Below are 26,834 nucleotides of genomic sequence, written 5' to 3' on the forward strand. Positions count from 1 at the left end.
CGTCAAGGCATTGGCCGCTAAGCTCGAATCCACCGTCGCGCGTCACCTGGCAATGGTCAGGACGCTGGCCGCTGCGGTCAAGTGACATCGCTAAACTGGAGGAAATTCTATGACTAAGCCATTGAAAAAAATTGGCTCGCAGGCCATCGTCATTACAGGCGCCACCAGCGGCATCGGGCTGACGACCGCCCGCGCTGCTGCTGCCAGGGGCGCCGGCCTGGTACTGGCTGCCCGCGACAGCGACGCCCTTGACCAACTAGTGGCCGAACTGCGTGCGCAGGGCGCTGATGCTATCGCTGTGCCGACCGATGTGGGCGTGCGCGGAGAGGTGGAGGCGCTCGGGCTTGCGGCTATGCAACGCTACGGTCGCATCGATACCTGGGTCAATAACGCCGGCGTATCCATCTACGGCCGTTACCAGGACGTGCCGCTGGCGGACCAGCAACGGCTGTTCCAGACCAATTTCTGGGGAGTGGTGCACGGTTCGCTGGTGGCGCTCGACATGATGCGAGAAGGTGGCGGCGCCATCATCAACCTGGGCAGCGAATTGTCCGACCGGGCCGTGCCGCTACAAGGCATGTACTCGGCATCCAAGCATGCGGTCAAGGGATTTACCGATTCCTTGCGAATGGAAGTGGAAAAAGACGGTCTGCCGGTCTCGCTGACGCTGATCAAGCCTGCGGGGATCGACACCCTGTACACCAAGCACGCGCGCAACTACATGGAGAACGAACCCGAGCTGCCGGCGCCATTGTATGCCCCGGATCTGGTTGCCGATGCAATTCTCTACGCTGCCGAGTCGGGCGGGCGTGATATTTACGTGGGCGGCGCCGCGCGCATGATCTCGGCCGAGGGCACCCTGATGCCGCGCTTACTCGACAAGTTGATGAATGCGATCATGTTTAAGCAGCAGAACACTGGTGAGCCTTCAGCGCCCGGCCGGCAGGACTCGCTGTACGCATCGAGCGGGCCCAGGCTGCGTGAGCGTCTTGGCGACCATGTCAGCAATGTCCACGAACATTCTGCCTACACCTACCTGACAACCAGGGGGAAACCGCTCGGGATCGGCTTGCTGATCGGTGCTGTCGCTATCGGGGTATTAGCGGTTGCAGGGAGTGAGGCAAAGCGTGAATCGGTATGAATGGTTGTTGCAAAGACCGCAGCAACGCGCGATGGATGAGAGGAAGCAAAATGAGAGGAAGCAAAATGAGAGGGCGCCAGCCGTGACCCGGCCGCCGTCCTCCCGGCGTGATGTCAATGCTTGCGGCTTTGCTTGGCGCCGCCGCCAGCGGTCTTGGTGCCGGCCGCCTTGGTGTGGCTTTCAGCATCCTTGCCGGTCTTGGACTTCTCTGGCGTCGCCGATTGCTTCGATCCGCTTTCGGTTGACGACTGCTTGCTGGAACCGCCTGACTTTTGCTTGGTCATGATGAACTCCGTGGGGTAAAGGAGATGCTATCTTGCGCCCCTTGTCGTAGGTTGGATGTGTGGCAGCGAACGCTCGCCACAGTATGTGGCGATTCCGCGCCCGCCTCCCGTTGCCATCGCCGGCGTTCCGCCAGCATTTCAGGAAGCCCTTCCAGATGAGGCAGAAGCGTGGCGCAAGACGTTAGTGCGTTTGGTGGAAACAGGCAGTTTAGTTTAGATAACCCGGGTTCTGGCGATGCGGAGCGCCGCACAACGTCGCCTGCGTCGTCCGCAATCGGAATATGGTAAGGTGGCCCCCACTGCATCCTGGGAGAAATCATGAACAGCCAAATCGTCCGCATGCTGCCCAGTTTCGAAGCTGCCGAAGCGGCCCGTGTTGAATTGCTGGCAGACGGTTTCGACGTAAACGGTATTGATGTCAACGTAACGACCGACGAAGCAGGTCCCGCTGAAAGCAATTTTTATGTGGGCGACTCTCCCGCCGTCAAGGGTAGTGCGGACTACGAGGACGTGTTCAAGCCCGCCGCTCGTGGAGACTTGTGCATGATGACGGTAACCGTCGCGGATGCCGCCGAGCGTGAACGGGCAAGCGTCATCCTGGAAAAATGCGGTGCTGTAGATGTCGATCCCGCGCACGGTGCAGCAAAAAGCAGTTTCTAATTGGACCGCGGCCAGCCTGACGATTGGGTTGCCGCCAGACACCACCCGCTCTGACGGAATTTTCGGCCGGCGTATTCGTGCGCTCAATCCGCTCTCGCATGTGTTCACCAGCGCGCGGCGCGAGTGGGGCAAGGCTCGCGGGTGTCTGGCAAACTCGTGTCGATTCACATGTCGTCGCTCACCGCATGCGGTCGCTTGCAAATGCATGCCATGACGTTCATCTCCATTCACCGCGCCGGTCCTGCATGGCCGCCCGATGCCGGCACCTTTTATGGTCAGCACCACGGCTGGCTGCTCGGATGGCTGCGTAAAAAGCTCGGCTGTGGTCATCATGCTGCCGACCTGGCGCAAGACACGTTCCTGCGCGTATTGATTACGCCGCGCGCGGACGGATGTAATCGTGCCCAGCAGCTACTGCCTGCGCTGCGCGAACCGCGCGCCTACCTGACCACCGTCGCCAGCCGCCTGCTGCTCAACCATTACCGCCGCCTGTCGCTCGACGCGCCTACCTCGAGGCGCTGGCGCAGGTGCCTGAACCCCACGCGCCGTCACCGGAACAGCAATTGCTGACGCTGCAAACGCTGCACGAAATCGATGCCATGCTGGACGCCTTGCCGGCCAAGGCACGCACTGCATTCCTGCTGGCGCAGTTCGAGGGCATGGCTTACGACGACATCGCCGCGCGCTTGCAGGTGCACGTGCGCACGGTCAAGCGCTACATGGCGATGGTATTCGAAGAGTGCATCTTGCTGGCCGCATGAGCATCACTGTTTCCAGCAGCGACCGGGCGCCGCTCGAGCGCCGCGTGGCGCGCCGCGCAGCGCACTGGCTGATGTTGCTGCACTGTGGCGACGCCACACCGGCCGATATCGACGCGTGCCGGCGCTGGCGCGCGGCCAGCCCCGAACATGAACGGGCCTGGCAGCGGGCCGAGAGCGTGCAACAAAAATTTGGCACGGTGGCGGCGGGCCTGGCCATGCGAACACTGGGCCGCGATCGCCGCCATGCGCGCCGCGCCGGCATCCAGACCTTGCTCTTGCTGATGACCGCTGCGCCGGCCGGTTACGTTGTATGGCGCCGGCCGGTGCCGGCGCGGCCCGCCAGGTGCTGAGGGCCGGCCAGCAGTCCCGCTTCGATGCGGACGCCATCGAGGCGCCGGTGGCCGCCGGCCGCCATGCCGATGCATGGACGCGCGGCAGGCTGCTCGCGCGGGACCTGCCGCTCGATAGTCTGGTGGCCGACCTGGGACGCTACCGGCGCGGCCTGCTGCGTTGCGATCCGGCGGTGGCGCGTTTGCGCATCAGCGGCGCGTTCCAGTTGAACCGGATCGACGCGGTGCTGGCGGCATTGCCGCGCACCTTGCCGGTCAGCGTGGTATACCGCACGCGGTACTGGGTAACCATCGTGCCGCGCGGGCAGGCCTGAGCATCAAAAAAATAATCGAATAGTCTGTCACCTTTGCGTGGGTTGCGTGTCATCGGTAGTGACACCCCATCACGACAAGGATCTCCACGCATGAGCAAACAGCAACTTCCGCAGCAACCGCGCCTGAACCATTTCAATCAATGCCTGCGCGCCGCCGTCATGGCGCTGGCCGTCGGCACGGCCGTGGCGCCGTTGCCGGCGCTGGCCGCGCCGGCCGTCGCCAGCTACCAGGTGCCCGCCGGCCCGCTCGACGAAGCCCTGGCCAGTTTTGCCGCCAGCGCCGGCATCAGCGTGCAAATGCTGCCGGCGCAGGTGGCCGGGCGCAGCACCCCGGGCCTGCACGCCCAGGTCACCGTGGCCGAAGGGTTGGCCGTGCTGCTGGCCGGCAGCGGGCTCGAGGCCGTGGATGCGGGCGGCAGCGTGTGGGTGCTGCGCGCCGCGCCGGCTGTCGACCGCCTTGCCGCCACGCTGGCGCCGGTGACGGTTACCGCACAGGCGGAGCGTGACGTGCCCACCGAGGGAACCGGTTCGTATGTATCGGCGGCGGTCCTTACCACCGCCACGCCGCTCGGATTGACGTTGCGAGAGACGCCGCAGTCGGTCAGCGTGATGACCAGCCAGCGTCTAGAAGACCAGGGACTGACCACGATCCAGCAGGCGCTGGCGCAAGTTCCCGGCGTGCGCACAGGTTCACTGGTCAGCGAGCTCGGTAATGCCAGTGCGCGCGGCTATGCGTTCAGCAATTACCAGTTCGATGGGTTGAACACCTATGTGGAGGTGCTGGGCGGCGGGGCGGTGCCTGCATCCACCCTGGCCGACATGGCGCTGTACGACCGCATCGAGGTGCTGCGGGGCGCCTCCGGGCTGGTGACCGGCTCCGGCGACCCGTCCGGAACCATCAACATGGTGCGCAAGAAGCCCACCGCCGTGTTTCAGCGTTCGGTAGAAGCGGGCATCGGTTCGTGGCACGGCAAGCGTGGCGCAGCCGACATCTCCGGGCCGCTTAATGACGCCCGCACCGTGCGCGGCCGGTTGATCGCGGTAGCCCAGGACGGCGACAGCTACATCGACAATTACGGCAGGAAGAAGGGGATCGTGTATGGCGTGGTGGAGGCCGACCTTGGCGCCACCACCCGCCTGACGGCAGGCTTCGAGCATGAGCGCACGCGGGTCAGGGGGCAGGGCGCGTACGTGGGCTTTCCGCTATGGTACCGCGATGGCACGCGCACGGATCTGCCGGTGTCGTTTACCGCTGCCAGCCGCGACAACTGGCTGCGACTCGATTCGACCAAGGCATTCGCGGCGCTGGACCAGCAACTGGGCGGTGACTGGCAACTGAAACTGTCTGCCAGCCACGCGCGTTCCACCCACGAGGACGGCCGGATATTCCTGCGGTTTAACAGCAGTTTCGCCAACCAGGCAGGCGACGGGATTGTGCTCAACGCATCCCAGCGCGATGGACATATCCGCCAAGATAGCGTGGACGTCAACGTGCGTGGGCCGTTTACCGTGTTCGGCCGCCAGCACGAAGCAGTGCTCGGCGCCACGTACGGGGATTACAAACAGCCGATCACGGCGACCAACGCCAGCAATGGCGTCAACGGCACCGCCGCCAACCTGTTTACCTGGGACCGGTCCGGTTCGGCGCAGTATGGCGCCGCGCCGGTCGTCGGCGCCTACGTGATGCGCCAGTCCAGCCTGTACGGGGCGACCCGCCTGCAGCTGGGCGAGCGTTTCAAACTGATCGCGGGCGCGCGGATCTTCTCGCACGACTACCACTTTGCCGAACAATGGGCGGGCGGCCGCTATGCCACCGACAGTTCGGAGGACGGCGTCGTCACACCCTATGGCGGCCTGGTATACGACATCGACGGTATCCACAGTGTATATGCCAGTTATGCGACCATTTACCGGCCGCAGACGGTGCGCGACCGGAACGGCGCGGCGCTCGATCCGACCGAGGGGGCCAATTTCGAAGCAGGCCTGAAAAGTGCGTGGCTGGGCGGTCGCGTGAACACGTCGGCCGCGCTCTACCAGATCCGCCAGGACAACCTGGCCGAGGCCGATGCCGGCTACACCGTGCCCGGCACCGGCAGCACCGCTGCGTACCGCGCTGTCAACGGCGCCCGCACCTCGGGCGCGGACCTGGAAATGTCGGGCGCCATCACGCCCGACTGGAACGTCGCTGCGTCGTGGACCTACAGCCAGACCAAGAATGCCAAGGGTGATCGCATCAATACCACGTTCCCGCGCCAGATGGTCAAGCTGTGGACCACGTACCGCCTGTCCGGCGCCTGGCGAAGCCTGACCGTGGGCGGCGGCGTGAACTGGCAGGGCAAGACGTATTCCACCGTCAACGCCTGGCAGATCGGCCGCGACCTGGATTGGGAGCAGAAATCGTTTGCCGTGGCGGACCTGATGGCGCGTTTCGACGTCGATCCCCGACTGGCCGCCACGCTCACTGTCGCCAATGTGTTCGACCAGCGATACATCGCCTCGGTATCGGACTGGTGGTATGCCGGCGTGTACGGCGCGCCGCGCAGCGTGGCCCTGAACCTTAAACTGCGGTTCTGACGGCCTATGCCGACGCCGGTACCGGCGACCTGTATGTCAGTTTCGTCGACCCCGTCTTTGTCAAGGAGGGCGGCGACATCGCGGCGGTGGTGCCGGCCGATGCCAAGCTGACCTCCGTCGTCAAGCTGGGCAACGGCATTCATCCCGCTGACGAGAGTTTTGCCGCGCTCATCGATGGCGCCAGCAACACCATCCTGGCCCATGCGCGCAAGGAGCTGACCCTCAAGCCGCCAAGATCGAGGGTTCGAGCTCGATCCTGCTCACGGCGGTGGACCGCGCCGACGCCACGGCGGCGCTCACCACGGCCATCGTCAACCAGATCAGCGGCGCCAGCCGCGAGCAAAGCAGCGGCATCGTCGAAGTCGGGATCGCCGTCACGCAAATGGACGAAAACACCCAGCAGAATGCGGCCCTGGTCGAGCAGGCTGCCGCCGCCGCGCAGTCGCTGCAGCAGCAGGCCAGCGCACTGGCGGAAGTGGTTGCCGGCTTCAAGCTGCCGCAGGGCCGGCAGGCGCTTTTGCTGCTGGGCCAATCCGTGCCGTGATCGTGCCGGCGGCGTTGCCAGTTCGCCATCGGCACGGGTGGCCGCTCGCGCGGCAATGCGCAACGGTGGAAACGATACAAAACAACTGGCGCGCCGCGTGGCGCAGGGGGGAAGCATCATGTCGATGAAATTTGCCCACGGTGGTAGCGCAGCGCTGCTTGCTGCCGTATCGCTGGACGTGCTATGCGTGCCGGCCGGCCCGGCGTGGGCTGCGTCCGAACCCAGACCGGGGGCGGGCGCGGACCATGGACCGTCGCGCTGCGCTGCGCTACAGCTACGGCACCAGTCACGGTGCCGACCAGACCTACGGCGGGCTCGATCCGAACAGCTGCGTGATGCCGGGCGCATTCGGTTACCCGTACCCGGCGGCTTCGCGGGGCGACATCCATATCGCCAACCTCAGCTACGACTTGCCAGGCGAGCATCAGCTGCCGCCGGGAGCGGACGTGATGCTCTATGCCATCCATGCTAAGATTTAGGAATAAACAAGATTTCCAGGCCTGGTAATCCTGGCAGGCCGCAGTACGACCTCCAGCGCCAGGCCCCACCAGTCCGCCACGGAGCCCAAGCGATGACGATTTCCGACAGCACCACCACCTTCCGCAATAAAACAGTCGTGCAGTACGATCCCGACAGCGCTTTCGATCCGTCGCCCGACGTGGTCTATCGCCTGGCGCTGGACTACGACGACACGCGCAAGATGCCGGAGCTGATCGACAGCTTCCTGGCGCGGGCCGACAAGGCCACGCTGGAGGCGCTGGTGATCGGCATGTGGGGCGAGCCTTACGAAGCGGGCGCCGATGCGGTGATCGCCGCGCTGGTTAGCCATGCGCCGCAGCTGCCCGCGCTGCGCGCGCTGTTCATCGGCGACATGACGTACGAGGAATGCGAAATTTCGTGGATCGTGCAGGGCAATTACAAGCCGCTGCTCGACGCTTTCCCGCAGCTGGAAGAGCTGCGCATCCGCGGCGGCAACGAGCTGACCATCGAGCCGTTCGCCCACCAGAACCTGCGCAAGTTCACCATCGAATCCGGTGGCCTGGACCAGAAGATCGCGCAAGCGCTGGCTGCGTCCAGCATGCCCAACCTGGAACACCTGGAACTGTGGCTGGGCGCCGACGATTACGGCTTCTCTGGCGATGTGGCGCTGTACCAGCAAGTGCTGGCGCAACTGGCCACGCCCACCTTGCGCTACCTGGGCCTGCGCGATTCGGAGATCGCCGACGACCTGGCTGCGTGGCTGGCCAACGAGCCTTTGCTCGCCACCGTCACCACGCTGGACCTGTCGCTTGGCACCATCGGCGACGCGGGCGCCGAGGCGCTGCTCAATGGTACGCAACTCGGCAACCTCAAACGCCTGGACCTGTCCCACCACTACATCTCGCCAGCGAACCAGGACAAGCTCCGTGCCTTGCCGTTCGATGTCGTGCTGGCCGATCCCCAGGAAGAGGACCAGTATGACGGCGAGGGCCATCGCTACGTCGCCGTCGGCGAATAATCGTTGGTACGTCCCATGACCGCGATGGTCGTGCTGGCAACAGCCGGCAGCAAGCGTGTGCGGCTGCTGCAGGCGGCGCGCGCGCAGCTGGGTATGTCGCCAGCGCGCATTCTGGAATGGCGCGACTGGCTGAACTTGCCGTCGTTGCTGGAACAGGCGCTCGATCAGCAATGCCTGTTCAAGATCGAACCGCCCGGCGACGATCCCGCCGCGCACCTGCACCTGCTGCGCGACGGTTGCCGCCTGCTGGACCGGCCGGCCCCGCGTGCGCCCGAACACGGCGAATTGCTGGCGATGGACGCCTGGTTTGCCGGTTTTTCCAACGCCATGGCGCGACTGTCGAAGCAGTTGGTGGACCTGCAAGCCGCCAGCGTGGTCAACGCCCCCGGCGAGATCTCGCTGATGACCGACAAGCTGGCGTGCCAGCACCATTTTCATGAACACGGCGTGCCCACGCCGGCCCTGCTGGGGCGCGTGGACGGCTACGACCACCTGCAAGCGCTGCTATCTGAACACGACCTCGATCGCCTGTACCTCAAACCGCGCTACGGTTCCTCCGCCTCCGGCGTGGTGGCCTACCGGCGCAACCGGGCAGGGCGCCAGCAGGCCACTACCTCGGCCCGCGTTGTGCACGCGAACGGCGGCATATGCCTGTTCAATGACAAGCGCATCGTGCGCCACGAGCGCACCGCCGATATCGCCGCGCTGGTCGATGCCCTGGCCGCGCAGGAACTGTACGCGGAGGCGTGGCTCGACAAGCCGCGCTGCGGCGACAGCCATTACGACCTGCGCGTGGTCGCCATCGGCGGCCGGCCCGCGCACCGGGTAGCGCGCCTGGGCACGCAGATGATGACCAATCTGCACCTCGACAACCAGCGCGGCGACGCTGCCACGCTGCTCCACGCTGCCGATATGGCTTCGCTGGAGGCCACCGTGCAGAAGGCGGCGCGGGCGTTTCCTGGCAGCGGCGTGGCCGGGTACGACCTGGTGGTGCACCGGGGCCAAACCCACGTGCTGGAGGCGAACGCTTTCGGCGACCTGCTGCCCGGACTGTTGTGGCAGCAGCGCGATACCTATGCGGCGCAACTGCAGGAGCTGTCCCCATGCCGGACATGAACCTGGTCGTGGGCAGTCACGACATCGTCTTCATCACGCTCGATACCTTGCGCTACGACGTGGCGCAAGCGCTGTTCGAGGCCGGTGAGCTGCCGGTGCTGGGCCGCTTTTTGCCAGCCACCGGCTGGGAGCGACGCCACTCGCCCGCCACGTTTACCTATGCCGCGCACCAGGCATTTTTTGCCGGTTTCCTGCCCACGCCGGCGGCGCCGGGCCGCCACCCGCGCCTGTTCGCCAGCGCCTTTGCCGGCAGCGAGACCACGTCGGCACGCACGTTCGCTTTCGAGCAGGCGAGCATTCCCGAGGCGCTGGCGGCGCGCGGCTACCGCACCATCTGCATCGGCGGCGTCGGCTTTTTCAACAAGCAGACGGCGCTGGGCAGCGTGCTGCCGGCGCTGTTCCAGGAAAGTTACTGGAGCGCCGGCATGGGCGTAGCCAGCCGCCACTCCACCGAAAAGCAGGTGGCGCTGGCGCGCGATCTGCTGGCGCAGAACAGCTGCCGCACCTTTTTGTTCATCAACGTGGCCGCACTGCACACGCCCAATCGCGCGTATCTGCCGGGCTGCCGCGCCGACAACCTGGAAAGCCACGCGGCCGCCTTGCGCTACGTCGACCAGGCGCTGGCGCCGTTGTTCGACGCCTGCGCCGCGCGCGCGCCCACCTTTGCGATGGTCTGCTCCGACCATGGCAGCGCTTACGGCGAAGACGGTTACCGTGGCCACCGCGTGGCGCACGACAGCGTCTGGAACGTGCCGTATGCGCACTTCTTCATCCCCGCACTTATCGACGCACAAGCAACAGGAGCCGCATCATGAACACCTCCGAACAGCCGGGAACCCTGGCGCAGCGCATGCGCCATACGCCGTACCAGGCATATTCGTATTCTTATCCGCACAAGGCTGCGTATCGCCCGTTGTCGCAGGCGACACCGCTCGCGCCGCTGTGGGCGCAGCAGGACCGCTCGGCGCTGTTCGCCTACATCCACATTCCGTTCTGCGAAATGCGCTGCGGCTTTTGCAACCTGTTCGCCATGGCGCGGCCCGGTGTCGACATGGTTGAGCGCTACGTGCAGCAGGTGCTGGTGCAAATGCGCGCGATGGACGAAGTGCTTGGTGCGCGCAGCTTTGCCCGCTTCGCGCTCGGCGGCGGCACGCCGACGTATTTATCTGCGGCGCAGCTCGATACCTTGCTGTGCGGCGCGCGCGATATCCTTGGCATCGATCTGCATGCCACGCCGGCCGGCATCGAAGCCTCGCCCGAAACCATCACCGCCGAACGGCTGGCTGTCTGTCGTGCGCACGGCATCGACCGCGTGAGCCTGGGCATCCAGAGTTTTGCCGCCGGCGAGATGCGCGCACTGGCGCGTCCGCAGCAGAACGCCACCGTGCATCACGCCATCGGCTTGATCCGCGCGGCGGGCTTTCCGACCCTGAATCTTGACCTGATCTACGGCATCGCGGGGCAGACGGTGGCCAGTCTGCTGGCATCGATCGACAGCGCACTGGCGTTCGTGCCGGAAGAGATTTACCTGTATCCGCTATACGTGCGCGAGCAGACGGGCCTGGGCAAGGTGGCGCGCCGGCAGGGCGCACAGACCCTCGACCCCATCATGCTGGCGAGCGATGGGGACAGCCGGCTGGCCCTGTACGCGGCCGCCCGCGACCACCTGCGCGCGCGCGGCTATGTGCAGGTATCGATGCGCATGTTCCGCGCGCCGCATGCACCGAGCGATGCGGGTCCTTCCTACTGCTGTCAGAACGACGGCATGGTGGGCCTGGGCGCGGGCGCGCGTTCGTACACGTCGCAACTGCATTACTCGAGCGAATACGCGGTGGCCCGCACCGAGACCATCGGCATCATCGACAACTACCTGGCATTGGACCAGGCGCGCTTCGCCCAGGCCGAACATGGCTACCTGCTCGAGGTGCAAGACCAGCAACGCCGCTACGTGATCCAGTCGCTGCTGACCGAACCGGGCCTCGATGGCGACGCCTACACCGCGCGCTTCGGCACCGCCTGCGAAGCCGACCTGCCGCAGCTGGCCGAACTGTTTGCATTGGAACTGGTGGAGCGGGACGGACCGCTGCTGCGGTTGAACGACCAGGGCTACGCCTACGCCGACACCATCGGTCCGTGGCTGGCGTCGGACACCGTGCGTGCACTGATGGCCGAAAGCGGACAGGCGTGCTGACAGCGGCCGATGGGGCACTGGCGCTGCTGTACCGGGGCACGCTATCGAGCTGTAACTACGCCTGCGACTACTGCCCGTTCGCCAAAAAGCAGGACAGCCGCGCCGTGCTGGCGCGCGATGCGCGCGAGGTAGGGCGCTTCACCGAATGGGTGGCTGCCCAGGACCGCGCCATCAGCGTATTGTTTACGCCGTGGGGCGAAGCGCTGGTGCGGCGCCATTACCGCACCGCCATGCATATCCTGGCCACGCTGCCCAATGTGCGCCAGGTGGCGCTGCAAACCAACCTGTCCGGCCCATTAAGCTGGCTGGCCGACATGGACGAAGCCTCCCGCGCCAAGATCGGCCTGTGGTGCACCTACCACCCGGACCAGACCACGCTGGCGCGCTTTGTCGAGCGGTGCGCGCGGCTCGACGCCGTTGGTGTACGCTACTCGGTCGGCGTGGTGGCGCTGCGTGAACACTACGACGCCATCCGCGCGCTGCGCGCGGCGCTGCCGTCGCACATCTATCTTTGGTTGAACGCGTACGATCGGCGCGGGCCCGGCTACTACGCGGCTGACGACCTGGCCTGGCTCGACGCCATCGACCCGTGGTTCGCACAAAGCCGCCGCCCGGCGCCGTCACGCGGCAAGGGCTGCCTGGCGGGCGAGGCTGCACTGTCGGTGGACGGCGACGGCACGCTGACGCGCTGCCATTTCGTGCCCGAGGTGCTGGGGAATTTGTACCAGCATGAGCTGGCGGATCTGCTGCAGGAACGCAGCTGCCCGCGCTTCAAGTGCGATTGCTACATCGGCTATGCGCAGCGCAAGGACTTGCCGTTTCAGCGGGTGTTCGGGGAAGGGGTGTTGGCGCGCATACTTCCAATGGCCAGGTCCGCACGATAGAAATACGCGCCATAATGGGTCATCAATCCCCGAGGAGACTGGCATGCCATTTTATCGAGTGTGGTACCAAAACAAGTCCGAGCCGCTGGAGTTTTCCAGCGCTGCGCGCCTGCCCGAAGCGCAGATTTTCGAGCGGCTGTTCGAGCATGAAAACATCGCGCTGCCAGACGAAGCCGGGCCGTCGCTGGCCGAACTGGCCGCCAGCCACCAGCTCGCACCAGTGCGCTATACCGAAGACGAGGGCGAGCCTTACACGCTGCTGTGAGCGGCCCTTTACGCCAACGACCGCCGCCCACCGGCGGTCTTTTGTTTTTTCGACACAGCCCCAGTCAGTTCTTGACGCCTTGATGTCGTTCGCATACGATTGTCCTTATCGCATCCTTGCGAAAGGGCGGAGCCGTGGCAATCACGGCGTCATTTCCCGCCGCACTGCATCACTCCCCTTGTAGATTCCGCGCCTGTCCCGGCGCAGCCATGCCGTTCCGACCCGATCCTCACCATCGCCACGCCGATGTCCGCGCGTGTGCAGGAGCATGTCCATGGAAGACCTCACGCTCGACCAGCCGTGCGCCAACCGCGCCGACTTCGCCGAACCTTCGGCAGTCGCGCAGTTGCACTGCATAGACCCCGCCACGCGCGCCGATGAAGCCGATACCGTGGCCATGCGGCTCGGCAGCGCGCAGTTCCGCCGCGATTACGGCCTGCGCTACGCCTACCTGTCCGGCGCCATGTATCGCGGCATCGCCTCGCGGCAGATGGTAGTGGCGATGGGGCGCGCGGGACTGCTCGGTTTTCTCGGCACCGGCGGCATGAGCCTGGAGCAGATCCGTGCCGACATTATCGCCATCCGCGAACAGCTCGAGCCGCACCAGGCGTGGGGCATGAACCTGATCGCGCAGGTGGCCGATGATGCCATGGAGCGCGCCACCGTGGCGCTGTACCTGGAGCTGGGCGTGCACGCCATCGAAGCGTCGGCCTTCATGCAGATCACGCCCGCGCTGGTGCATTACCGCCTGCAAGGGCTGGAGGCAGGGCCGGATGGTGCGGTCGTGTGCCGCAACAGGATACTGGCCAAGCTGTCGCGCCCCGAGGTGGCGCGCGAGTTCATGCAGCCGGCGCCCGAACGCATCGTCGCGCGGCTGCTGGCCGAAGGTGCAGTCACCGAGCAGCAGGCACGGCTGGCGCGCGACGTCAGCATGGCCAGCGACATCTGCGTGGAAGCCGATTCGGGCGGCCATACCGACCAGGGCGTGGCATTGGTGCTGCTGTCGGCCATCCAGCGGCTGCGCCGCGAACTGGGGTGTGACCCCGGCTCGCTGCGGGTGGGCCTGGCCGGCGGCATCGGTACGCCGGAGGCGGTGGCCGCAGCCTTTATCCTGGGCGCGGATTTCGTGCTGACCGGCTCCATCAATCAGTGCACCGTGGAGGCGGGCACCAACGATGCCGTCAAGGACCTGCTGCAGGAGATCGACATCCAGGATACGGCGTACGCACCGGCCGGCGACATGTTCGAGATGGGGGCCAAGGTGCAGGTGCTGCGCAAGGGCGTGTTCTTCCCGGCGCGCGCCAACCGCCTGTACCTGCTGTACAGCCAGTACGAATCGCTAGCCGAGATCCCGGCCGCCGTGCGCACGCAGCTCGAAGAAAAATACTTCCGCAAGCCGCTCGACGACGTATGGCGCGAAACCCGGGCCTTTCTCGCCACGCGCGGCCGCCAGGACGACGTCGACAAGGCCGAGACCAACCCGAAGCACAAGATGGCGCTGGTATTCCGCTGGTACTTCGGCCACTCGATGCGCGCCGCCATCAATGGCGACACCGCCAACCGCGTCGACTACCAGATCCACACGGGCCCCGCGCTCGGTGCATTCAACCGTTACGTGAAAGGCACGCCGCTGGAGAGCTGGCGCGCACGCCATGTCGATCGCATCGGCCGCCAGCTGATGCTCGATGCGGGCGCCCTGATGCTCGAGCGCGTGGCCGCGCTCACCGCCAACTAGAGGAAAGCGAACATGCTACACGTCGGAATAGAAGCGATGAACGTTTATGCCGGCACGGCTTGCGTCGATGTGCGCGCGCTGGCGCGGCACCGCCAGCTGGACCTGGCCCGCTTCGACAACCTGCTGATGCTGGAAAAGACCGTGGCGCTGCCCAACGAGGATCCGGTCACCTTTGCCGTCAACGCCGCGCGGCCGCTGGTCGATGCGCTGTCGCCGCAAGAAAAAGACCGCATCGAGATGGTCATCACCTGCACCGAGTCGTCGTTCGACTTCGGCAAGTCGCTCAGCACCTATGTGCACCAGTTGCTGGGACTGAACCGCAACTGCCGGCTGTTCGAATTGAAGAACGCCTGCTATTCTGGCGTGGCCGGCTTGCAGATGGCGGTCAATTTCATTCTCGCGCAAACCTCGCCCGGCGCCCGGGTGCTGGTGGTGGCCACCGATATCAGCCGCTTCCTGATGGACGAGGACACGCACGACCAGGACTGGTCGTTTGCCGAACCCAGTGGCGGCGCCGGCGCGGTGGCAATGCTGGTGGGCGAAGACCCGCAGGTATTCCGGATTGACGTGGGCGCCAACGGCTACTACGGCTACGAGGTGATGGATACCTGCCGCCCGTCGGCCGACAGCGAGGCCGGCGACGCCGACCTGTCACTGCTGTCGTACCTCGACTGCTGCGAGAACGCGTACCTCGAATACCGCAAGCGCGTGCCGCAGGCGGACTACGCCAGCTCGTTCCAGTACCTGGCGTTCCACACGCCGTTCGGCGGCATGATCAAGGGCGCCCACCGCAGCCTGATGCGCAAGCTGGCGCCGGCGGCATCGGCGGAGATCGAGCTGGACTTCAACCGCCGCGTGGCGCCGGGCCTCGACTACTGCCAGCGCGTGGGCAACACCATGGGCGCGGCGGCAATGGTGTCGCTGGCCAGTACCATCGCCAACGGCCGCTTCGACACGCCGCAGCGGGTGGGCTGCTTCTCGTACGGGTCCGGCTGCTGCTCGGAGTTCTTCAGCGGCGTGGCCACCAGCGCGGGCCAGGCGCGCCTGCGCACCATGGACATCGACCGGCGGCTCGACCAGCGCTACCGCCTGTCGATGGCCGAATACGACGAGATCCTCTCTGGCGGCGGTGTGGTGCGCTTCGGCACCCGCAACGCCACGCTGGCCGAACGTTATACGCCGGCGCCAACGGACGGGCAGGGCGCCACGCTGTTCCTGCGCCGCATCCAGGACTACCACCGGGAGTATGCATGGGCGGCCTAGCGCCGGCAGGCGCCACAGTGGTCACCCGGCGCGATGGCGATGTGTGCTACCTGCAGCTGCACCGGCCCGACGCCGGCAACGCCATCAACGGCGCCCTGCTGGCGGAATGCGGCGCGGTGCTGCGCGACTGCGCGGCGTGGGCGCGGGTGGTGGTAATCGAGGGCCTGCCGCACGTCTTCTGCCCGGGCGCCGACCTGCATGAAGCGGCGCAGTCCCGGCCCGACCGCCAGGCCGCTGCGCGCAGCGCCGAGGCGCTGTATGGCTTGTGGCTGCGGCTCAAGCGCGGACCGTTCATCAGCATCGCGCATGTGCGCGGCAAGGTCAGTGCGGGCGGAGTGGGGTTTGTCGCCGCCTGCGACCTGGTGCTGTGCGCGGACGACGCCACCTTCGCCTTGCCCGAACTGCTGTTCGGGCTGATGCCCGCCTGCGTGCTGCCGTTTCTGATCGAACGCGTGGGCAGCGCCCGCGCCCACGCCATGATCCTGATGACACAAGCGGTGTCCGCGCCGCAGGCGGCAGCGTGGGGGCTGGCCGACTCTACCGCCGCCGACAGCGCCAATCTATTGCGCATGCACCTGCTGCGTTTGCGGCTGTTGCCGCGCGACGCCATCGCCCGTTACAAGCGTTACGCCGCCAGCCTCGATGGTGGCCTCGAAGCTGCCCGCGACAAGGCGGTGGCTGCCAACGCCGAACTGTTTTCCGATCCGGCCACGCACGACAAGCTGGCGCGCTACGCCGCCACCGGCCAATTTCCATGGGAGGTCGTATGAAAACCTGTCTGTTCCCAGGCCAGGGCTCGCAAGCGAAAGGCATGGGCCGCCACCTGTTCGAGCGGTTTCCCGATCTGACCGCGCAGGCGGACCAGGTTCTGGGCTACTCGATCCGTGAACTGTGCGTCGATGATCCGCGCCAGCAGCTCAATCAAACGCTTTACACCCAGCCGGCAATTTTCGTGGTGAGCGCGCTGGCGTGGTACGAGCACCTGGCCAGCCACGGCAAGCCCGATTTCGTGGCCGGTCATAGCCTGGGCGAATTCAACGCATTGCTGGCCGCCGAATCGTTCGGCTTCGAGACCGGCCTACGGCTGGTGCGCAGGCGCGCGGAGCTCATGAGCGAGGCAGCCGACGGCGCCATGGCGGCCGTGCTGAACCTGGACGCGGCCGACATCGAAGCCATCCTGCGCGACCATGGGCTCGACCAGATCGACATCGCCAACCTCAATGCGCCGTCGCAAACGGTGATCTCGGGCGCGCGCGAGCAAATTGCCCGGGCCGCGCCATTGTTGGAAGCCGGGAAGGGGCGCTGCATCCCGCTCAACACCAGCGGCGCCTTCCACTCGCGCCTGATGGAACCGGCGCGCCAGCAGTTCGAGGCCTTCCTCGCCAGCTTCGACTTCCGCGCGCCGGCCATTCCCGTGATCGCCAACGTCACCGCGCAGCCGTACCAGCCCGGCGCGGTGGCAGCCAACCTGGCGCGCCAGCTCACGGGCACTGTGCGCTGGAATGAATCCATCGCCTACCTGCTGGCGCTGGACCCCGGCCAGCAGATGGTGGAATTGGGCCACGGCGAAGTGCTGACCAACCTGCTCAAGAAAATCCGCAGCGAGCGGCAGGTGGCGCCGGTGTCCGCGCCAGCCGCCACCGTCCACGAGCGCGTGCGCGACTGGAATTTGCGCCACCCGGTGGGCACGCGCGTGCGTTCGGCCATCGTCGCCGGCGCCGTACTGGCCACCCGCACCGAAGCCGTGTTGCTGTTCCAGCACCGCCCCGCCGTGTACCTCGACGGCTACCAGGGCTATTTCGACCTCGACGAACTGCAGCCGGCTTGATATGCCGGCTGCCCAAGGAGCTAACGTGTCTGAGCTGACCGATCCGCCTGATGACATCGCAATCATCGGCATGGCTTGCCGCTTTCCCAGCGCGGGCGATTATGAAGCGTTCTGGCGCGCGCAACGCGATGGCCGGTTTTGCGTGGGCGAAGTGCCGGCCGACCGCTGGCGCTGGCAGCAGCATTATTCCACCCGGCGCGAGGACGAGAACAAGACCATCAGCAAATGGGGCGGCTTCATGGCCGACATCGACCAGTTCGACGCCGCGCTGTTCCGCATTTCGCCGCGCGAAGCGGAGCTGATGGACCCGCAGCAGCGCATCATGCTGGAACTGGCCTGGTCATGCTTCGAAGACGCCGGCTATGCGCCCGCCAGCCTGCGCGGCAGCAATACCGGCGTCTATCTCGGCGTGTGCAATTTCGATTACAAGATGCAGGTCGAACGGGCACCGGCCGCCATCGAAGCCCATATGTCCACCGGCGTGCACACCACGCTGATCCCCAACCGCGTGTCGTACGAATTCGACCTGCGCGGCCCCAGCATCCCGTTCGACACCGCCTGTTCCAGCTCGCTGGTGGCGCTGGCCGAAGCCGTGCACGCGCTGCGGCGCGGCGATTGCGGCGCGGCGCTGGTGGGCGGCGTGAGCGTGCTGCTCAATCCCACCCACTTCATCTCGTTCTCCAAGGCCGGCATGCTGTCGCCGCGCGGCGTGTGCCGCTCCTTCGACGAAGGCGCAGACGGCTACGTGCGCGGCGAGGGTGCAGGACTGATCATGCTCAAGCCGTTGCGCCAGGCGCTGCGCGACGGCGACAAGGTCTATGGACTGGTGAAGGGCGTGGCCGTCAACCATGGCGGCAAGGTAGCCACCGTCACATCCCCGAATCCATTTGCCCAGGCACGCTGCGTGGAAATGGCGCTGCGCGACGCGGCATTGTCTCCCGCCGCCATCGGTTACATCGAAGCCCACGGCACCGGCACCCCCAAGGGCGATCCGATCGAGATGAATGCGCTGATCCGCGCCTACGCCAGCCAGGCTAGGGCGCAAGGCGTGGAATTGGCTGCGCGCTCGTGCGCGATCGGCAGCGTGAAGACCAGCATTGGCCACCTGGAAGCGGCGGCGGGCATCGCCGGCATCATCAAGGTGCTGATGGCCTTCAGGCACGTCACCTTGCCCGGCATACCCGGCTTTGCGGGGCCACACGCCAACCTGGCGGCGGCCGCCGGCCGCTTCGCTTTCAGCGCCGAGCCGCAACCGTGGCCGGCGCCGGTGGACCGGGTTGGCATCATCCAGCCGCGCCGGGCGGCGATCAACAACTTCGGTTTCAGCGGCGTCAACGCCCACCTGGTGCTGGAAGAGTACCTGCCGGCAGCGCGGCAGGAGCTACCGGCACAGCCGGAACTGATCGTGCTGTCGGCCCGCACCGACGCTGCGCTGCGCCAGGGCGCCATCGACCTGTTGCAGGTGTTGGCGGATGGACCGGTGCCGGCGCTGAGCGATGTCGCGTTTACCCTGCAAACAGGCCGTGCGCCGTTCAATCGCAGGCTGGCAGTGGTGGCAGACAGCCACGAAACGCTGCGGCGCGAACTGCAACGCCACCTCGACGGCAGCGCTGTCATCACTGGCGCCAACGCCACCAACAACGCCACCATGACCACCACCGGTCGCGCCGTCGCCGAAGTCGCTGACCGCGCCCAGGCCGATGCATGGGCACGAGAGGGCCATTTGCCGGAACTGGCCCGCCACTGGGTTGACGGCGGCACCGTGGACTGGCGGCTGCTGCGTGCGGAAGGTTCGGCGCGCAGGGTGTCGCTGCCCGGTCACCCGCTGTCGCCCCGGCCGTACTGGGTCACCGGCGCCACCGGCCTGTCGGCGCTGCACGGACGGCGCAAGGCCAAACGCGCAGCACGTATCAGCAAGGGCATCAACCAGGGCGTCAACCAGGGCGCCGACAGCCAGGGTGCCGGTCTTGCCACCGCCACCAGCACCGCGCCCGCCACGTAACACCTCGAATCCCAACCACTGAAAGGACTGATATGGCGAACAATATGCAAGCACAGGCCAGGCAGGTGATCCAGCAGGCCATCCTGCGTCATGGCGGCATGGCGCGTTACGAGCAGGTCGATCGGATTGTCTGCGACGTGACCACCATGGGCGGGCTGGCCATGCGCCGGCGCGGGCTGCACGCCGATTTCCCGCTGCCTAACCGGGTCACGCTGATGCCGCGCCAGGGCCAGGCGGTGCTGCATGACTATCCGGCGCCGGGACGCTCCTGCCTGTACGACAACGGCCGCGTGGCAATGGTGGGGGGAGGGCGCGAGACGGTCTTCGACAGCGACAATCACCGCCAGCAGATGCTCAGCGTCTCGCGCCTGCGGCGTCCATGGACCGTGCTCGATGCTGTCTATTTTTTCGGCTATGCGATGACGCACTACGCCTCGCTGCCGTTTTCGCTGCCAGGGTTGAAAGTGGTGGGGCTGGCGCGGCGCAGCAGCGGCGACTGGCGCACCCGCATCGATGTCGAGTATCCCGATGGCGCCCACACCCACAGCAAGCAGGAGACCTTCTATTTCGATGACACCGGCCTGCTGGTGCGCCACGACTACCGTCCGGAGGTGAGCTCGCCGGTCGCGCGCGCCGCCAACTTCCTGCACGAGTACAAGAACTGCGACGGCCTGCTGATCACCGAACGGCGCAAGGTCCACTTCCGGCTCGGGCGACTGGTCACGCCGCTGATCGTGATGGACGCCAGCATCAAGGTGCGGGAAGTGATGTACAGCTCCCCTGAAATGGCGGTCATCTCGGCATGAAGCACTCTTATTGAAAATCAAGGAGGAATCAACGTGGAAACTCAAGCTATCGTCGATATCATCGCCGGCCACGCGCGCGAGGTGCTGCCCGACCTGGGCACGCGGCCGCTGGGCAGCGCCGACTCGTTGCGCGAACTGGGCGCCAATTCCATCGATCGCGCCGAAATCCTGATGCTCACCACGGCCACGCTGGGTCTGCGCATTCCGCTGATCGAGCTGGCGCAGCCGCGCAACGTGGGCGAACTGGCCGAGTTGCTGTGGGAGCGGCTGGCGGAGCGGGGTGCACGTGTCGCCTGACGCCGTGGTCACCGGCCTGGGCGTGGTGTCGGCCGTCGGCCAGGGCAAGCAGGCGTTTTTCGACGCCTTGCTGGACGGACGCCAGGCGTTCGGCGTGCTGCGGCGCCCGGGGCGCCAGCTGCCCGCAGGCGACGGTGAAACCGTTGCGCCGCCCTTTATCGGCGCCGAAATCGCCGACCTGCAACTGTGCGCAACCATGCCGCGCAAGGGCTTGCGCACCGTGTCCCTGGCCGGCCGCGCGGCGTTGGCGGCGCTGCACGAAGCCTGGCACGAGGCACGCCTCGACCAGGTGCGGCCCGAACGCATCGGCCTGATTATCGGCGGCAGCAATGTGCAGCAGCGCGAACTGGTGCTGGCGCAGGCCGCGCTGGCGGGCGAGCCGTGGTTCATCGCACCGGCCTATGGCCACACTTTTCTCGACAGCGATGTATGCGGCCTGTGTACCGAGGCGTTCAATATCCGGGGCTTCGCCTACACCTTGGGCGCGGCGTCGGCCAGCGGCCAGGTGGCGGTGTTGCAGGCGGTGGAGGCGGTGCGTGCGGGCCAGGCCGACGCTTGCATCGCATTGGGCGCCTTGACCGACCTGTCGTACTGGGAGCTGCAAGCGTTGAGTTCCATGGGGGCGATGGGTTCCGCGCGCTTTGCCGGCGAACCGGCGATGGCCTGCCGGCCGTTCGACCGCGATCGCGACGGTTTTATTTTTGGCGAGGCGTGCGGCGCGGTGGTCGTCGAGCGGGTGGAGCGCGGCGCGGCGTTCGAGCGTGCCGGCGTGCAGCCGTATGCGCGCTGCCTGGGTGGGGCGGTCAACGTGGATGGCAACCGCCATCCCAATCCATCGCTGGCCGGCGAGTGCCTCTCCATCCGCCGCGCGCTGCGCCGCGCGGCGCTGACGGCGGCGCAGATCGATTACGTCAATCCCCATGCCAGCGGCTCCCGTATCGGCGACGAGACCGAATTGCTGGCGCTGCGCGAGAGCGGCCTGGCGCACGCCTGGCTCAACACCACCAAGTCGCTCACCGGCCACGGCCTGGCGGCCGCCGGCGCGGTGGAGGTGGTGGCGACGCTGCTGCAGATGCGCTCCGGGCGGCTGCACCCGTGCCGCAACCTGGACCGGCCGCTGGAAGCCGGCTGGAATTTCGTCGGTACGGCCGCGCAAGCCTGCGACGTCGAACACGCGCTCACGGTGAGCATCGGCTTTGGCGGCGTCAACTCGGCGCTGTGCTGGCAGCGCTTGTGAGGCAGCCCATGTCCGTCACAACACACGGCCTGCTCGAGCACTACCTGCCGCGCTATACCTTTGCCCACCGCTACAAGACCGTGGTGCGTTGCGGCGACATCGGCCGCGTGTACGATATCGCCCGCGACGTCGATTTATCGCGTTCGCGCGTGATCGTGCTGCTGTTCCGGCTGCGCGGCCTGCCATGCGACCGCTGGCGCGCGCGGGCGTTTTGCGCTGCCATGCACTGGACCGAGCTGGCACAGCGGCGGCCTGCGGAATTCCTGGTCGCCTACTGGCGCGGCGGCGACGGCAACCGCATTCGCCGCATCGAGGACGCCGCGCAGTTTTGCGGCGCGCTGCCGGGCGCCACGCAAAAAGCGGGCTTCACGTTCCGCTTCCGCCAGATCGATGCCAAGCGCGTGGAAATCGATACCGAAACCCGGGTGCTGTGCATCGGTGCGCGCAACCGGCTGAGCTTTCTCGGGTACTGGCTAATGATCAAGCCGTTCAGTGGCCTGGTGCGCAAGGAAATCCTGCGCCTGATCCGCCTGGAGGCCGAGTCATGACGGCGGCAGCCAACCAGTCCAATGCCATGGTGGTCAAACTGCCCTTGATCGTGCTGGCGCCGCTGCGGCTGTATTTTCAGCTGGCCGGCCGCATCGTGCCGCAGGCGGCAGAGGGGGCGTTCCGCTGGCTGCTGTCGCACATGCCGCGCCGGGGTCTGTCTGCCCACGAGCAGGCGTTTCTGGATGGTACAGAGCGCCTCGCCTTCGATTGCGGCGATGCGGTGCTGGCCGGCTACAGCATCGGCGCAGGTCCCGTCGTGCTGCTGGTGCATGGCCTGCAGGGCAGCGCCGCCAATTTCCGCGCGCTGGCGCCGGCGCTGGCGCACGCAGGGTATCGCGCCGTCATGTTCGACGCAGTCAACCACGGCAACTCGCCACCGGGCACCGCGTTTTCCGGGCGCTCGGTGCAGCACCTGCGGTGCGTGATCAAAAAACTGGGGCCGCTGCACGCCATCGTCTGTCATTCGGCCGGCGCCTATCTGACCATGCTGGCGCTGTGCGAACCAGCGGCCAGCGTGGAAAAATGCGTGTACCTGGCGCCGTACCCGGATATCGCCACCACGCTGCGCACGTTTGCCGACTACCTGTGGGTGCCGCGAACGATGGAGCCGCGCCTGCGGCGCTGGTTCGAGGACATCGGCGGCATGCCGTTCGAGCAGCAGTCGATGCGTCACTGCCTGCCGCGCCATGGCACTACCCGCAACCCGCCATGCCTGTTCGTGCACGACACCGACGACCGCCACATCCCGCTCGACTGTACCTACGCCACGCTGCGGCACCTGCCGCACGCGCGCCTGCACGTGACCAGCGGCCTCGGACACTTCCACATCCTCAAGGAACCGGGCGTGATCGCCCATATCGTCGAATTTCTCCAACGTCCATGACCAGTATCCACGCAATCAAGCCATCCCGCCCCGAGCTGGTGTTCCTGTTCCCCGGCCAGGGTTCGCAGCACTACCAGATGGGGCGCGCGCTGTTCGACGCCGATCCCGCTTTCCGCGATCTGATGACCGGCCTCGATGCGCAATTCACCGAACGCGAGGGCGTGTCGCTGCTCGCCCGCCTGTACGGTTCGCTCTCGGCCGCCACGCCGCTCGACGACATCCACCTGAGCCACCCGCTGGTCGTGATGATCGAATACTGCCTGGCCACCGTGCTGCGCCAGCGCGGCCTGCATCCGACAAGGGTGATTGCGTCCAGCGCCGGTGAGTTTGCCGCGCTGGCGTTCACCGGCCGCATCACCATCGAGACCGCGCTGGACATGATGGCGCGCCAGGCGCAATGGGCAACGCATTACGTGGAGCCGGGCTTCATGCTGGCGGCCATGGCGCCGCGTGCCTGGTGCGCGGCCGATCCCGACGTGTGCCGGCTGGCGTGGGTGGCTGGCGTGGGCATGCCGTCGGCCACCGTGCTTACGGGCCGGCGCCAGAACCTGGCGCCGCTGGAGACGGCGCTGCGCGCGCGCGGTGTGGCATTTGGCCGCCTGCCGGTGCGGGTGCCGTTCCACAGCGCGCTGATGGACCCGATGCGCGCGCACTGGGTGCGGCGCTACAACGGCCATCCGCACGCGGAGGCGCTGTGGGACGTGATCCGCCAGCCGTTCGACTTTCCGGCGTCGCTGGCCATGCTGGACCGGCAGGCGCCATGCACGCTGGTGGACGTGGGGCCGTCGGCCACGCTGGCCAACTGGATCCGCCACGGCGCCGTGCCGCATGCCGACCAGTGGCGCGTCCACGGCATCCTCTCGCCCTGGGGCGGCGACCTGCCACGGCTGCAGCAGGTGCTCGACCTTGCCGATGCCCACACCGCCGCATGATGACGCGCGGCGCCCGCCTGTTCCTGTTCGGCGTGATGGCGTTCGGCCAGTTCATGGCGCTGGTCGATATCCAGATCGTGGCCGCCTCGCTCAACGCCATCCAGGCCGGCCTGTCGGCCGCACCGGACGAGATCAGCTGGGTGCAAACCGCGTACCTGATGGCCGAACTGGTGATGATCCCGCTGGCTGGCTTCCTGGCCAAGGCCCTGTCCACGCGCTGGCTGTTCACGTTGTCCGCCGGGCTGTTCACGCTGGCGAGCGCCCTGTGCGGGCTGGCGTGGGATATCGATTCGATGATCGCCTTCCGCGTGTTCCAGGGTTTTGTGGGCGGCGCCATGGTGCCCACCGTGTGGGCCACGGGCTTCATCCTGTTTACGGGCCGCGACCGCGCGCTGGCCTCGTCCATCCTCGGCGTGGTGACCATGCTGGCGCCGGTGTCCGGGCCCACCATCGGCGGCTGGATCACGGAGCTGATCGACTGGCGCTGGATTTTTTACATCAACGTCGTGCCGGGCATCGTGGTGACGGTGCTGTCGGCGGCGCTGATCCGCTTCGACGAAGCGCGGCCGGCGCTGCTGCGCACGCTGGACTGGTCGCACCTGCTGGCAATGGCGCTGTTCCTCAGTTGCCTCGATTATGTGCTCGAAGAAGGCCCGCGTCACGACTGGTTCAGTGACACCGGCATCGCCGTGGCGGCGTGGGTGGCGCTGGTGGCGTTCGTGCTGTTCGTCGAACGTTCGCTGCGCTCGGCCACGCCGGTGGTGCGCCTTACGCCATTCAAGCGGCCGACGTTCGTGCTGGCCAGTATGCTGGCGCTGGCCACCAGCGCGGCCATTTTTGCGGCCACTTACCTGGTGCCGGTGTTCCTGGGCCGGGTGCGCGGCTACAACAGCCTCGATATCGGCACCACCGTGTGCGTGACGGGACTGGGCATGCTGATCAGCGCGCCGCTGACCATGCGCCTGCTCAGGCATGTCGATCCGCGCCTGGTGATCGCGCTCGGGGTGCTGATTTTTACCGCCAGCCTGTGGATGTTCTCGTTCATCGGCCCGGAATGGGGTTTCAAGGAACTGTTCTGGCCCCACGTGCTGCGCGGCGTGGCCGGCATGCTGTGCGTGGTGCCGGCCGCAAACCTGGCGCTGGCCGATCTCGAAGACGAGGCGCTGCACGAAGCGTCCGGCCTGTTCAACCTGCTGCGCAACCTCGGAGGTGCGTTGGGCATCGCGCTGGTCAATACCTGGCTGCAGGACCACAGCCGGCTGCACCTGCTGCGCCTCGGCGAGGCGCTCGGCGCGCGCGGCGACGGCGCCCGGCAACTGCTCGACGGGCTGCTGCACGACCTGTCCACCCGCACTACCGACGCCGCGCACGCCTGGCTGGCCGCGCAGGCGCTGGTAGAACGGCACGTGCAGCGGCAGGCGCTGGTGCTGGCGTTCGACGACGTCTTCCGCCTGATGGCCTGGCTGTTGCTGGCCACGCTGGTGCTGGTGCCCTGGTGCCGGCCGGCGCCGCCGTCTTCCAACCCTCATTCGATAGAACCATGACGCAAACCGAAACAAAAAGCCGGCGGCGTGCTTTGCTGCCGCTGCTGACGGCACTGGCGGTCGGCGGCGCCGGCGCCCTGTGGCTGGCGGCACCCGGCAGCCAGGTCTCGACCGACGACGCGTACCTGCGCGCCGACGATACCAGCATCGCCCCGCAGGTGAAGGGGAGGGTGCTGGAAGTGCTGGTGCGCGACCACCAGCGCGTGGTGACCGGCGCGCCGCTGGTACGGCTCGACGCCGACGACCTGGCCGCGCGCACCCGCGCCGCTGCTGCCGACCTGCAGGGCGCGCGTGCCAACGTGCAGGCCGCGCAGGCAGCGCTGGACAGCCTCGATGCGGAGGAACAGCTGGCGGCGGCCCAGATCACCACCGTGCGGGCGGGGATCGTCGCGGCACGGGCGCGGGTAGCGCGCACCGCCGCCGAGCAGGCGCGCCACGAAAAGCTGGCGCAATCGGGCGCCGTGGCCCAGCGCGAACTGGAACTGTCGCGCACCGGCGCGCTGGACGCCACGGCGGACGCCGACCGCAGCACCGCGCAACTGGCGGTGGCGCAGCGTCAGCTGGAGCTGACACGCAGCCGGCGCGCCAGCCTGCGCGCCGCGCTGGCCCAGGCCGAAGCGGGCGTGGCCCGCGCCGACGCCGCGCTGGCGCTGGCGCGCCAGGAGCAGGGTTACGCGGTGATACGGGCGCCGGTCGATGGCGCGGTGGGCGCCTTGCAGGTGCATCGCGGCGATATCGTGCAACCGGGCTCTGCATTGATGACGCTGGTGCCGCTCGAGCGCATGTACGTGGTGGCGTACTTCAAGGAGACGCAAAGCGAGCGCATCGTCGCCGGCCAGCCGGTGCGGCTCGATATCGACGCGCTGCCCGACCAGCCCTTGCGTGGTACGGTGGAGAGTTTTGCTCCCGGTACCGGCGCGCAGTTTTCACTGCTGCCGTTCGAGCCAGGGACCGGCAACTTTACCAAGATCGTGCAGCGGGTGCCGGTACGGATTGCGCTTGATGGCGGCCAGGAAAAGTGGTTGTCGAAACTACGGCCGGGCTTGTCTGTTACGGCCCGGGTCGCCATCAAGTAATCAAGGAGGCCAATACTTGCAAGGCGCGCTTGTCAAGCCGCGTAATTACTATCGGTGGCAAAATTGTCGCGTAGGCCATTTTTTTGTTTCGTTCAATTTT

At 66.7% G+C, this 26,834-nt stretch carries 26 protein-coding genes and 2 pseudogenes; 27 read left to right on the plus strand and 1 reads right to left on the minus strand.

Annotated features, from left to right (window positions below):
* Positions 1-109 precede the first annotated feature (109 nt).
* On the plus strand, positions 110-1,141 hold the full coding sequence (locus tag SR858_RS09865) for an SDR family oxidoreductase (protein ID WP_026637063.1): 1,032 nt from the start codon (positions 110-112) through the stop codon (positions 1,139-1,141).
* A gap of 113 nt (positions 1,142-1,254) precedes the next feature.
* Here SR858_RS09865 and SR858_RS09870 read toward each other — a convergent pair whose 3' ends face one another.
* Positions 1,255-1,425, minus strand: a complete 171-nt coding sequence (locus SR858_RS09870; protein WP_019920612.1) for a hypothetical protein — start codon at positions 1,423-1,425, stop codon at positions 1,255-1,257.
* 318 nt (positions 1,426-1,743) lie between these two features.
* On the opposite strand from SR858_RS09870, the gene SR858_RS09875 reads away from it, so the two are divergent.
* From SR858_RS09875 to SR858_RS10000, 26 genes and pseudogenes are all read left to right on the plus strand, one after another.
* Positions 1,744-2,085 carry a hypothetical protein gene (locus SR858_RS09875; RefSeq protein WP_019920613.1) on the plus strand — a complete coding sequence of 114 codons (342 nt, stop codon included), beginning with the start codon at positions 1,744-1,746 and terminating at the stop codon, positions 2,083-2,085.
* A 210-nt stretch (positions 2,086-2,295) separates the two neighbouring features.
* Positions 2,296-2,846 (plus strand): annotated as a pseudogene (locus tag SR858_RS09880) (sigma-70 family RNA polymerase sigma factor).
* Positions 2,843-3,196, plus strand: a complete 354-nt coding sequence (locus tag SR858_RS09885; protein WP_026637064.1) for a DUF4880 domain-containing protein — start codon at positions 2,843-2,845, stop codon at positions 3,194-3,196. The pseudogene SR858_RS09880 and the gene SR858_RS09885 overlap by 4 nt, the downstream one beginning before the upstream one ends.
* The gene (locus SR858_RS09890; protein WP_026637065.1) at positions 3,157-3,510 is read left to right on the plus strand and encodes a FecR family protein; all 354 of its coding nucleotides are present in this window, start codon (positions 3,157-3,159) and stop codon (positions 3,508-3,510) included. The genes SR858_RS09885 and SR858_RS09890 overlap by 40 nt, the downstream gene beginning before the upstream one ends.
* A 90-nt stretch (positions 3,511-3,600) precedes the next feature.
* Positions 3,601-6,084: a TonB-dependent siderophore receptor gene (locus SR858_RS09895; protein WP_019920615.1), complete on the plus strand. Its 2,484-nt coding sequence runs from the start codon at positions 3,601-3,603 to the stop codon at positions 6,082-6,084.
* 301 nt (positions 6,085-6,385) lie between these two features.
* Positions 6,386-6,628: pseudogene (locus SR858_RS09900) on the plus strand (methyl-accepting chemotaxis sensory transducer); the annotation flags it as partial.
* 245 nt (positions 6,629-6,873) lie between these two features.
* Positions 6,874-7,107 carry a hypothetical protein gene (locus tag SR858_RS09905; RefSeq protein ID WP_019920617.1) on the plus strand — a complete coding sequence of 78 codons (234 nt, stop codon included), beginning with the start codon at positions 6,874-6,876 and terminating at the stop codon, positions 7,105-7,107.
* A 92-nt stretch (positions 7,108-7,199) separates the two neighbouring features.
* Entirely contained in the window at positions 7,200-8,126 is a 927-nt protein-coding gene (locus tag SR858_RS09910) for an STM4015 family protein (RefSeq protein WP_019920618.1), read from the plus strand.
* Between the two features lie 15 nt (positions 8,127-8,141).
* On the plus strand, positions 8,142-9,242 hold the full coding sequence (locus SR858_RS09915) for an STM4014 family protein (protein WP_019920619.1): 1,101 nt from the start codon (positions 8,142-8,144) through the stop codon (positions 9,240-9,242).
* Positions 9,230-10,057, plus strand: a complete 828-nt coding sequence (locus tag SR858_RS09920; protein ID WP_019920620.1) for an STM4013/SEN3800 family hydrolase — start codon at positions 9,230-9,232, stop codon at positions 10,055-10,057. Before SR858_RS09915 ends, SR858_RS09920 begins: the two co-directional genes overlap by 13 nt.
* Positions 10,054-11,433, plus strand: coding sequence for an STM4012 family radical SAM protein (locus SR858_RS09925; protein WP_019920621.1), 1,380 nt, complete (start codon positions 10,054-10,056; stop codon positions 11,431-11,433). The genes SR858_RS09920 and SR858_RS09925 overlap by 4 nt, the downstream gene beginning before the upstream one ends.
* Positions 11,427-12,317 carry an STM4011 family radical SAM protein gene (locus tag SR858_RS09930; RefSeq protein WP_019920622.1) on the plus strand — a complete coding sequence of 297 codons (891 nt, stop codon included), beginning with the start codon at positions 11,427-11,429 and terminating at the stop codon, positions 12,315-12,317. The genes SR858_RS09925 and SR858_RS09930 overlap by 7 nt, the downstream gene beginning before the upstream one ends.
* Before the next feature lie 43 nt (positions 12,318-12,360).
* On the plus strand, positions 12,361-12,582 hold the full coding sequence (locus SR858_RS09935) for a hypothetical protein (protein WP_019920623.1): 222 nt from the start codon (positions 12,361-12,363) through the stop codon (positions 12,580-12,582).
* A 274-nt stretch (positions 12,583-12,856) separates the two neighbouring features.
* Complete coding sequence (locus SR858_RS09940; RefSeq protein ID WP_019920624.1) at positions 12,857-14,317, plus strand: PfaD family polyunsaturated fatty acid/polyketide biosynthesis protein; 1,461 nt, start codon at positions 12,857-12,859, stop codon at positions 14,315-14,317.
* A gap of 12 nt (positions 14,318-14,329) precedes the next feature.
* Positions 14,330-15,580 carry a hydroxymethylglutaryl-CoA synthase family protein gene (locus tag SR858_RS09945; protein WP_026637067.1) on the plus strand — a complete coding sequence of 417 codons (1,251 nt, stop codon included), beginning with the start codon at positions 14,330-14,332 and terminating at the stop codon, positions 15,578-15,580.
* Positions 15,568-16,350 carry an enoyl-CoA hydratase/isomerase gene (locus tag SR858_RS09950; protein ID WP_019920626.1) on the plus strand — a complete coding sequence of 261 codons (783 nt, stop codon included), beginning with the start codon at positions 15,568-15,570 and terminating at the stop codon, positions 16,348-16,350. Before SR858_RS09945 ends, SR858_RS09950 begins: the two co-directional genes overlap by 13 nt.
* Entirely contained in the window at positions 16,347-17,408 is a 1,062-nt protein-coding gene (fabD, locus tag SR858_RS09955; RefSeq protein WP_019920627.1) for an ACP S-malonyltransferase, read from the plus strand. The genes SR858_RS09950 and fabD overlap by 4 nt, the downstream gene beginning before the upstream one ends.
* Positions 17,409-17,433: 25 nt before the next feature.
* Entirely contained in the window at positions 17,434-19,410 is a 1,977-nt protein-coding gene (locus SR858_RS09960) for a type I polyketide synthase (protein WP_019920628.1), read from the plus strand.
* Between the two features lie 32 nt (positions 19,411-19,442).
* On the plus strand, positions 19,443-20,216 hold the full coding sequence (locus SR858_RS09965) for a hypothetical protein (protein ID WP_019920629.1): 774 nt from the start codon (positions 19,443-19,445) through the stop codon (positions 20,214-20,216).
* Positions 20,217-20,249: 33 nt separating this feature from the next.
* Positions 20,250-20,513, plus strand: coding sequence for an acyl carrier protein (locus SR858_RS09970; protein WP_019920630.1), 264 nt, complete (start codon positions 20,250-20,252; stop codon positions 20,511-20,513).
* Entirely contained in the window at positions 20,497-21,750 is a 1,254-nt protein-coding gene (locus SR858_RS09975; RefSeq protein ID WP_019920631.1) for a beta-ketoacyl synthase N-terminal-like domain-containing protein, read from the plus strand. The genes SR858_RS09970 and SR858_RS09975 overlap by 17 nt, the downstream gene beginning before the upstream one ends.
* An 8-nt stretch (positions 21,751-21,758) precedes the next feature.
* Complete coding sequence (locus tag SR858_RS09980) at positions 21,759-22,298, plus strand: hypothetical protein (RefSeq protein WP_019920632.1); 540 nt, start codon at positions 21,759-21,761, stop codon at positions 22,296-22,298.
* Entirely contained in the window at positions 22,295-23,182 is an 888-nt protein-coding gene (locus tag SR858_RS09985; RefSeq protein ID WP_019920633.1) for an alpha/beta fold hydrolase, read from the plus strand. The genes SR858_RS09980 and SR858_RS09985 overlap by 4 nt, the downstream gene beginning before the upstream one ends.
* The gene (locus tag SR858_RS09990) at positions 23,179-24,114 is read left to right on the plus strand and encodes an acyltransferase domain-containing protein (protein WP_019920634.1); all 936 of its coding nucleotides are present in this window, start codon (positions 23,179-23,181) and stop codon (positions 24,112-24,114) included. Before SR858_RS09985 ends, SR858_RS09990 begins: the two co-directional genes overlap by 4 nt.
* A complete protein-coding gene (locus SR858_RS09995; protein WP_154819781.1) occupies positions 24,111-25,658 on the plus strand; it encodes a DHA2 family efflux MFS transporter permease subunit in 1,548 nt (515 codons plus the stop codon). Before SR858_RS09990 ends, SR858_RS09995 begins: the two co-directional genes overlap by 4 nt.
* Positions 25,655-26,734 carry an HlyD family secretion protein gene (locus SR858_RS10000; protein WP_019920636.1) on the plus strand — a complete coding sequence of 360 codons (1,080 nt, stop codon included), beginning with the start codon at positions 25,655-25,657 and terminating at the stop codon, positions 26,732-26,734. The genes SR858_RS09995 and SR858_RS10000 overlap by 4 nt, the downstream gene beginning before the upstream one ends.
* Positions 26,735-26,834: the final 100 nt, after the last annotated feature.

This window comes from Duganella zoogloeoides (assembly GCF_034479515.1).
GTDB lineage: Bacteria > Pseudomonadota > Gammaproteobacteria > Burkholderiales > Burkholderiaceae_D > Rugamonas > Rugamonas zoogloeoides.

Bases quoted from the DNA above. Each gene is read 5' to 3' on its own strand.
- SR858_RS09950 (WP_019920626.1), top strand. From the start codon at position 15,568: ATGGGCGGCCTAGCGCCGGCAGGCGCCACAGTGGTCACCCGGCGCGAT.
- SR858_RS10000 (WP_019920636.1), top strand. From the start codon at position 25,655: ATGACGCAAACCGAAACAAAAAGCCGGCGGCGTGCTTTGCTGCCGCTG.
- SR858_RS09995 (WP_154819781.1), top strand. From the start codon at position 24,111: ATGATGACGCGCGGCGCCCGCCTGTTCCTGTTCGGCGTGATGGCGTTC.
- SR858_RS09910 (WP_019920618.1), top strand. From the start codon at position 7,200: ATGACGATTTCCGACAGCACCACCACCTTCCGCAATAAAACAGTCGTG.
- SR858_RS09985 (WP_019920633.1), top strand. From the start codon at position 22,295: ATGACGGCGGCAGCCAACCAGTCCAATGCCATGGTGGTCAAACTGCCC.
- SR858_RS09890 (WP_026637065.1), top strand. From the start codon at position 3,157: ATGGCGCCGGCCGGTGCCGGCGCGGCCCGCCAGGTGCTGAGGGCCGGC.
- SR858_RS09980 (WP_019920632.1), top strand. From the start codon at position 21,759: ATGTCCGTCACAACACACGGCCTGCTCGAGCACTACCTGCCGCGCTAT.
- SR858_RS09945 (WP_026637067.1), top strand. From the start codon at position 14,330: ATGCTACACGTCGGAATAGAAGCGATGAACGTTTATGCCGGCACGGCT.
- SR858_RS09885 (WP_026637064.1), top strand. From the start codon at position 2,843: ATGAGCATCACTGTTTCCAGCAGCGACCGGGCGCCGCTCGAGCGCCGC.
- SR858_RS09990 (WP_019920634.1), top strand. From the start codon at position 23,179: ATGACCAGTATCCACGCAATCAAGCCATCCCGCCCCGAGCTGGTGTTC.
- SR858_RS09965 (WP_019920629.1), top strand. From the start codon at position 19,443: ATGGCGAACAATATGCAAGCACAGGCCAGGCAGGTGATCCAGCAGGCC.
- fabD (WP_019920627.1), top strand. From the start codon at position 16,347: ATGAAAACCTGTCTGTTCCCAGGCCAGGGCTCGCAAGCGAAAGGCATG.
- SR858_RS09935 (WP_019920623.1), top strand. From the start codon at position 12,361: ATGCCATTTTATCGAGTGTGGTACCAAAACAAGTCCGAGCCGCTGGAG.
- SR858_RS09895 (WP_019920615.1), top strand. From the start codon at position 3,601: ATGAGCAAACAGCAACTTCCGCAGCAACCGCGCCTGAACCATTTCAAT.
- SR858_RS09940 (WP_019920624.1), top strand. From the start codon at position 12,857: ATGGAAGACCTCACGCTCGACCAGCCGTGCGCCAACCGCGCCGACTTC.
- SR858_RS09870 (WP_019920612.1), bottom strand. From the start codon at position 1,425: ATGACCAAGCAAAAGTCAGGCGGTTCCAGCAAGCAGTCGTCAACCGAA.
- SR858_RS09920 (WP_019920620.1), top strand. From the start codon at position 9,230: ATGCCGGACATGAACCTGGTCGTGGGCAGTCACGACATCGTCTTCATC.
- SR858_RS09915 (WP_019920619.1), top strand. From the start codon at position 8,142: ATGACCGCGATGGTCGTGCTGGCAACAGCCGGCAGCAAGCGTGTGCGG.
- SR858_RS09875 (WP_019920613.1), top strand. From the start codon at position 1,744: ATGAACAGCCAAATCGTCCGCATGCTGCCCAGTTTCGAAGCTGCCGAA.
- SR858_RS09865 (WP_026637063.1), top strand. From the start codon at position 110: ATGACTAAGCCATTGAAAAAAATTGGCTCGCAGGCCATCGTCATTACA.
- SR858_RS09905 (WP_019920617.1), top strand. From the start codon at position 6,874: ATGGACCGTCGCGCTGCGCTGCGCTACAGCTACGGCACCAGTCACGGT.
- SR858_RS09925 (WP_019920621.1), top strand. From the start codon at position 10,054: ATGAACACCTCCGAACAGCCGGGAACCCTGGCGCAGCGCATGCGCCAT.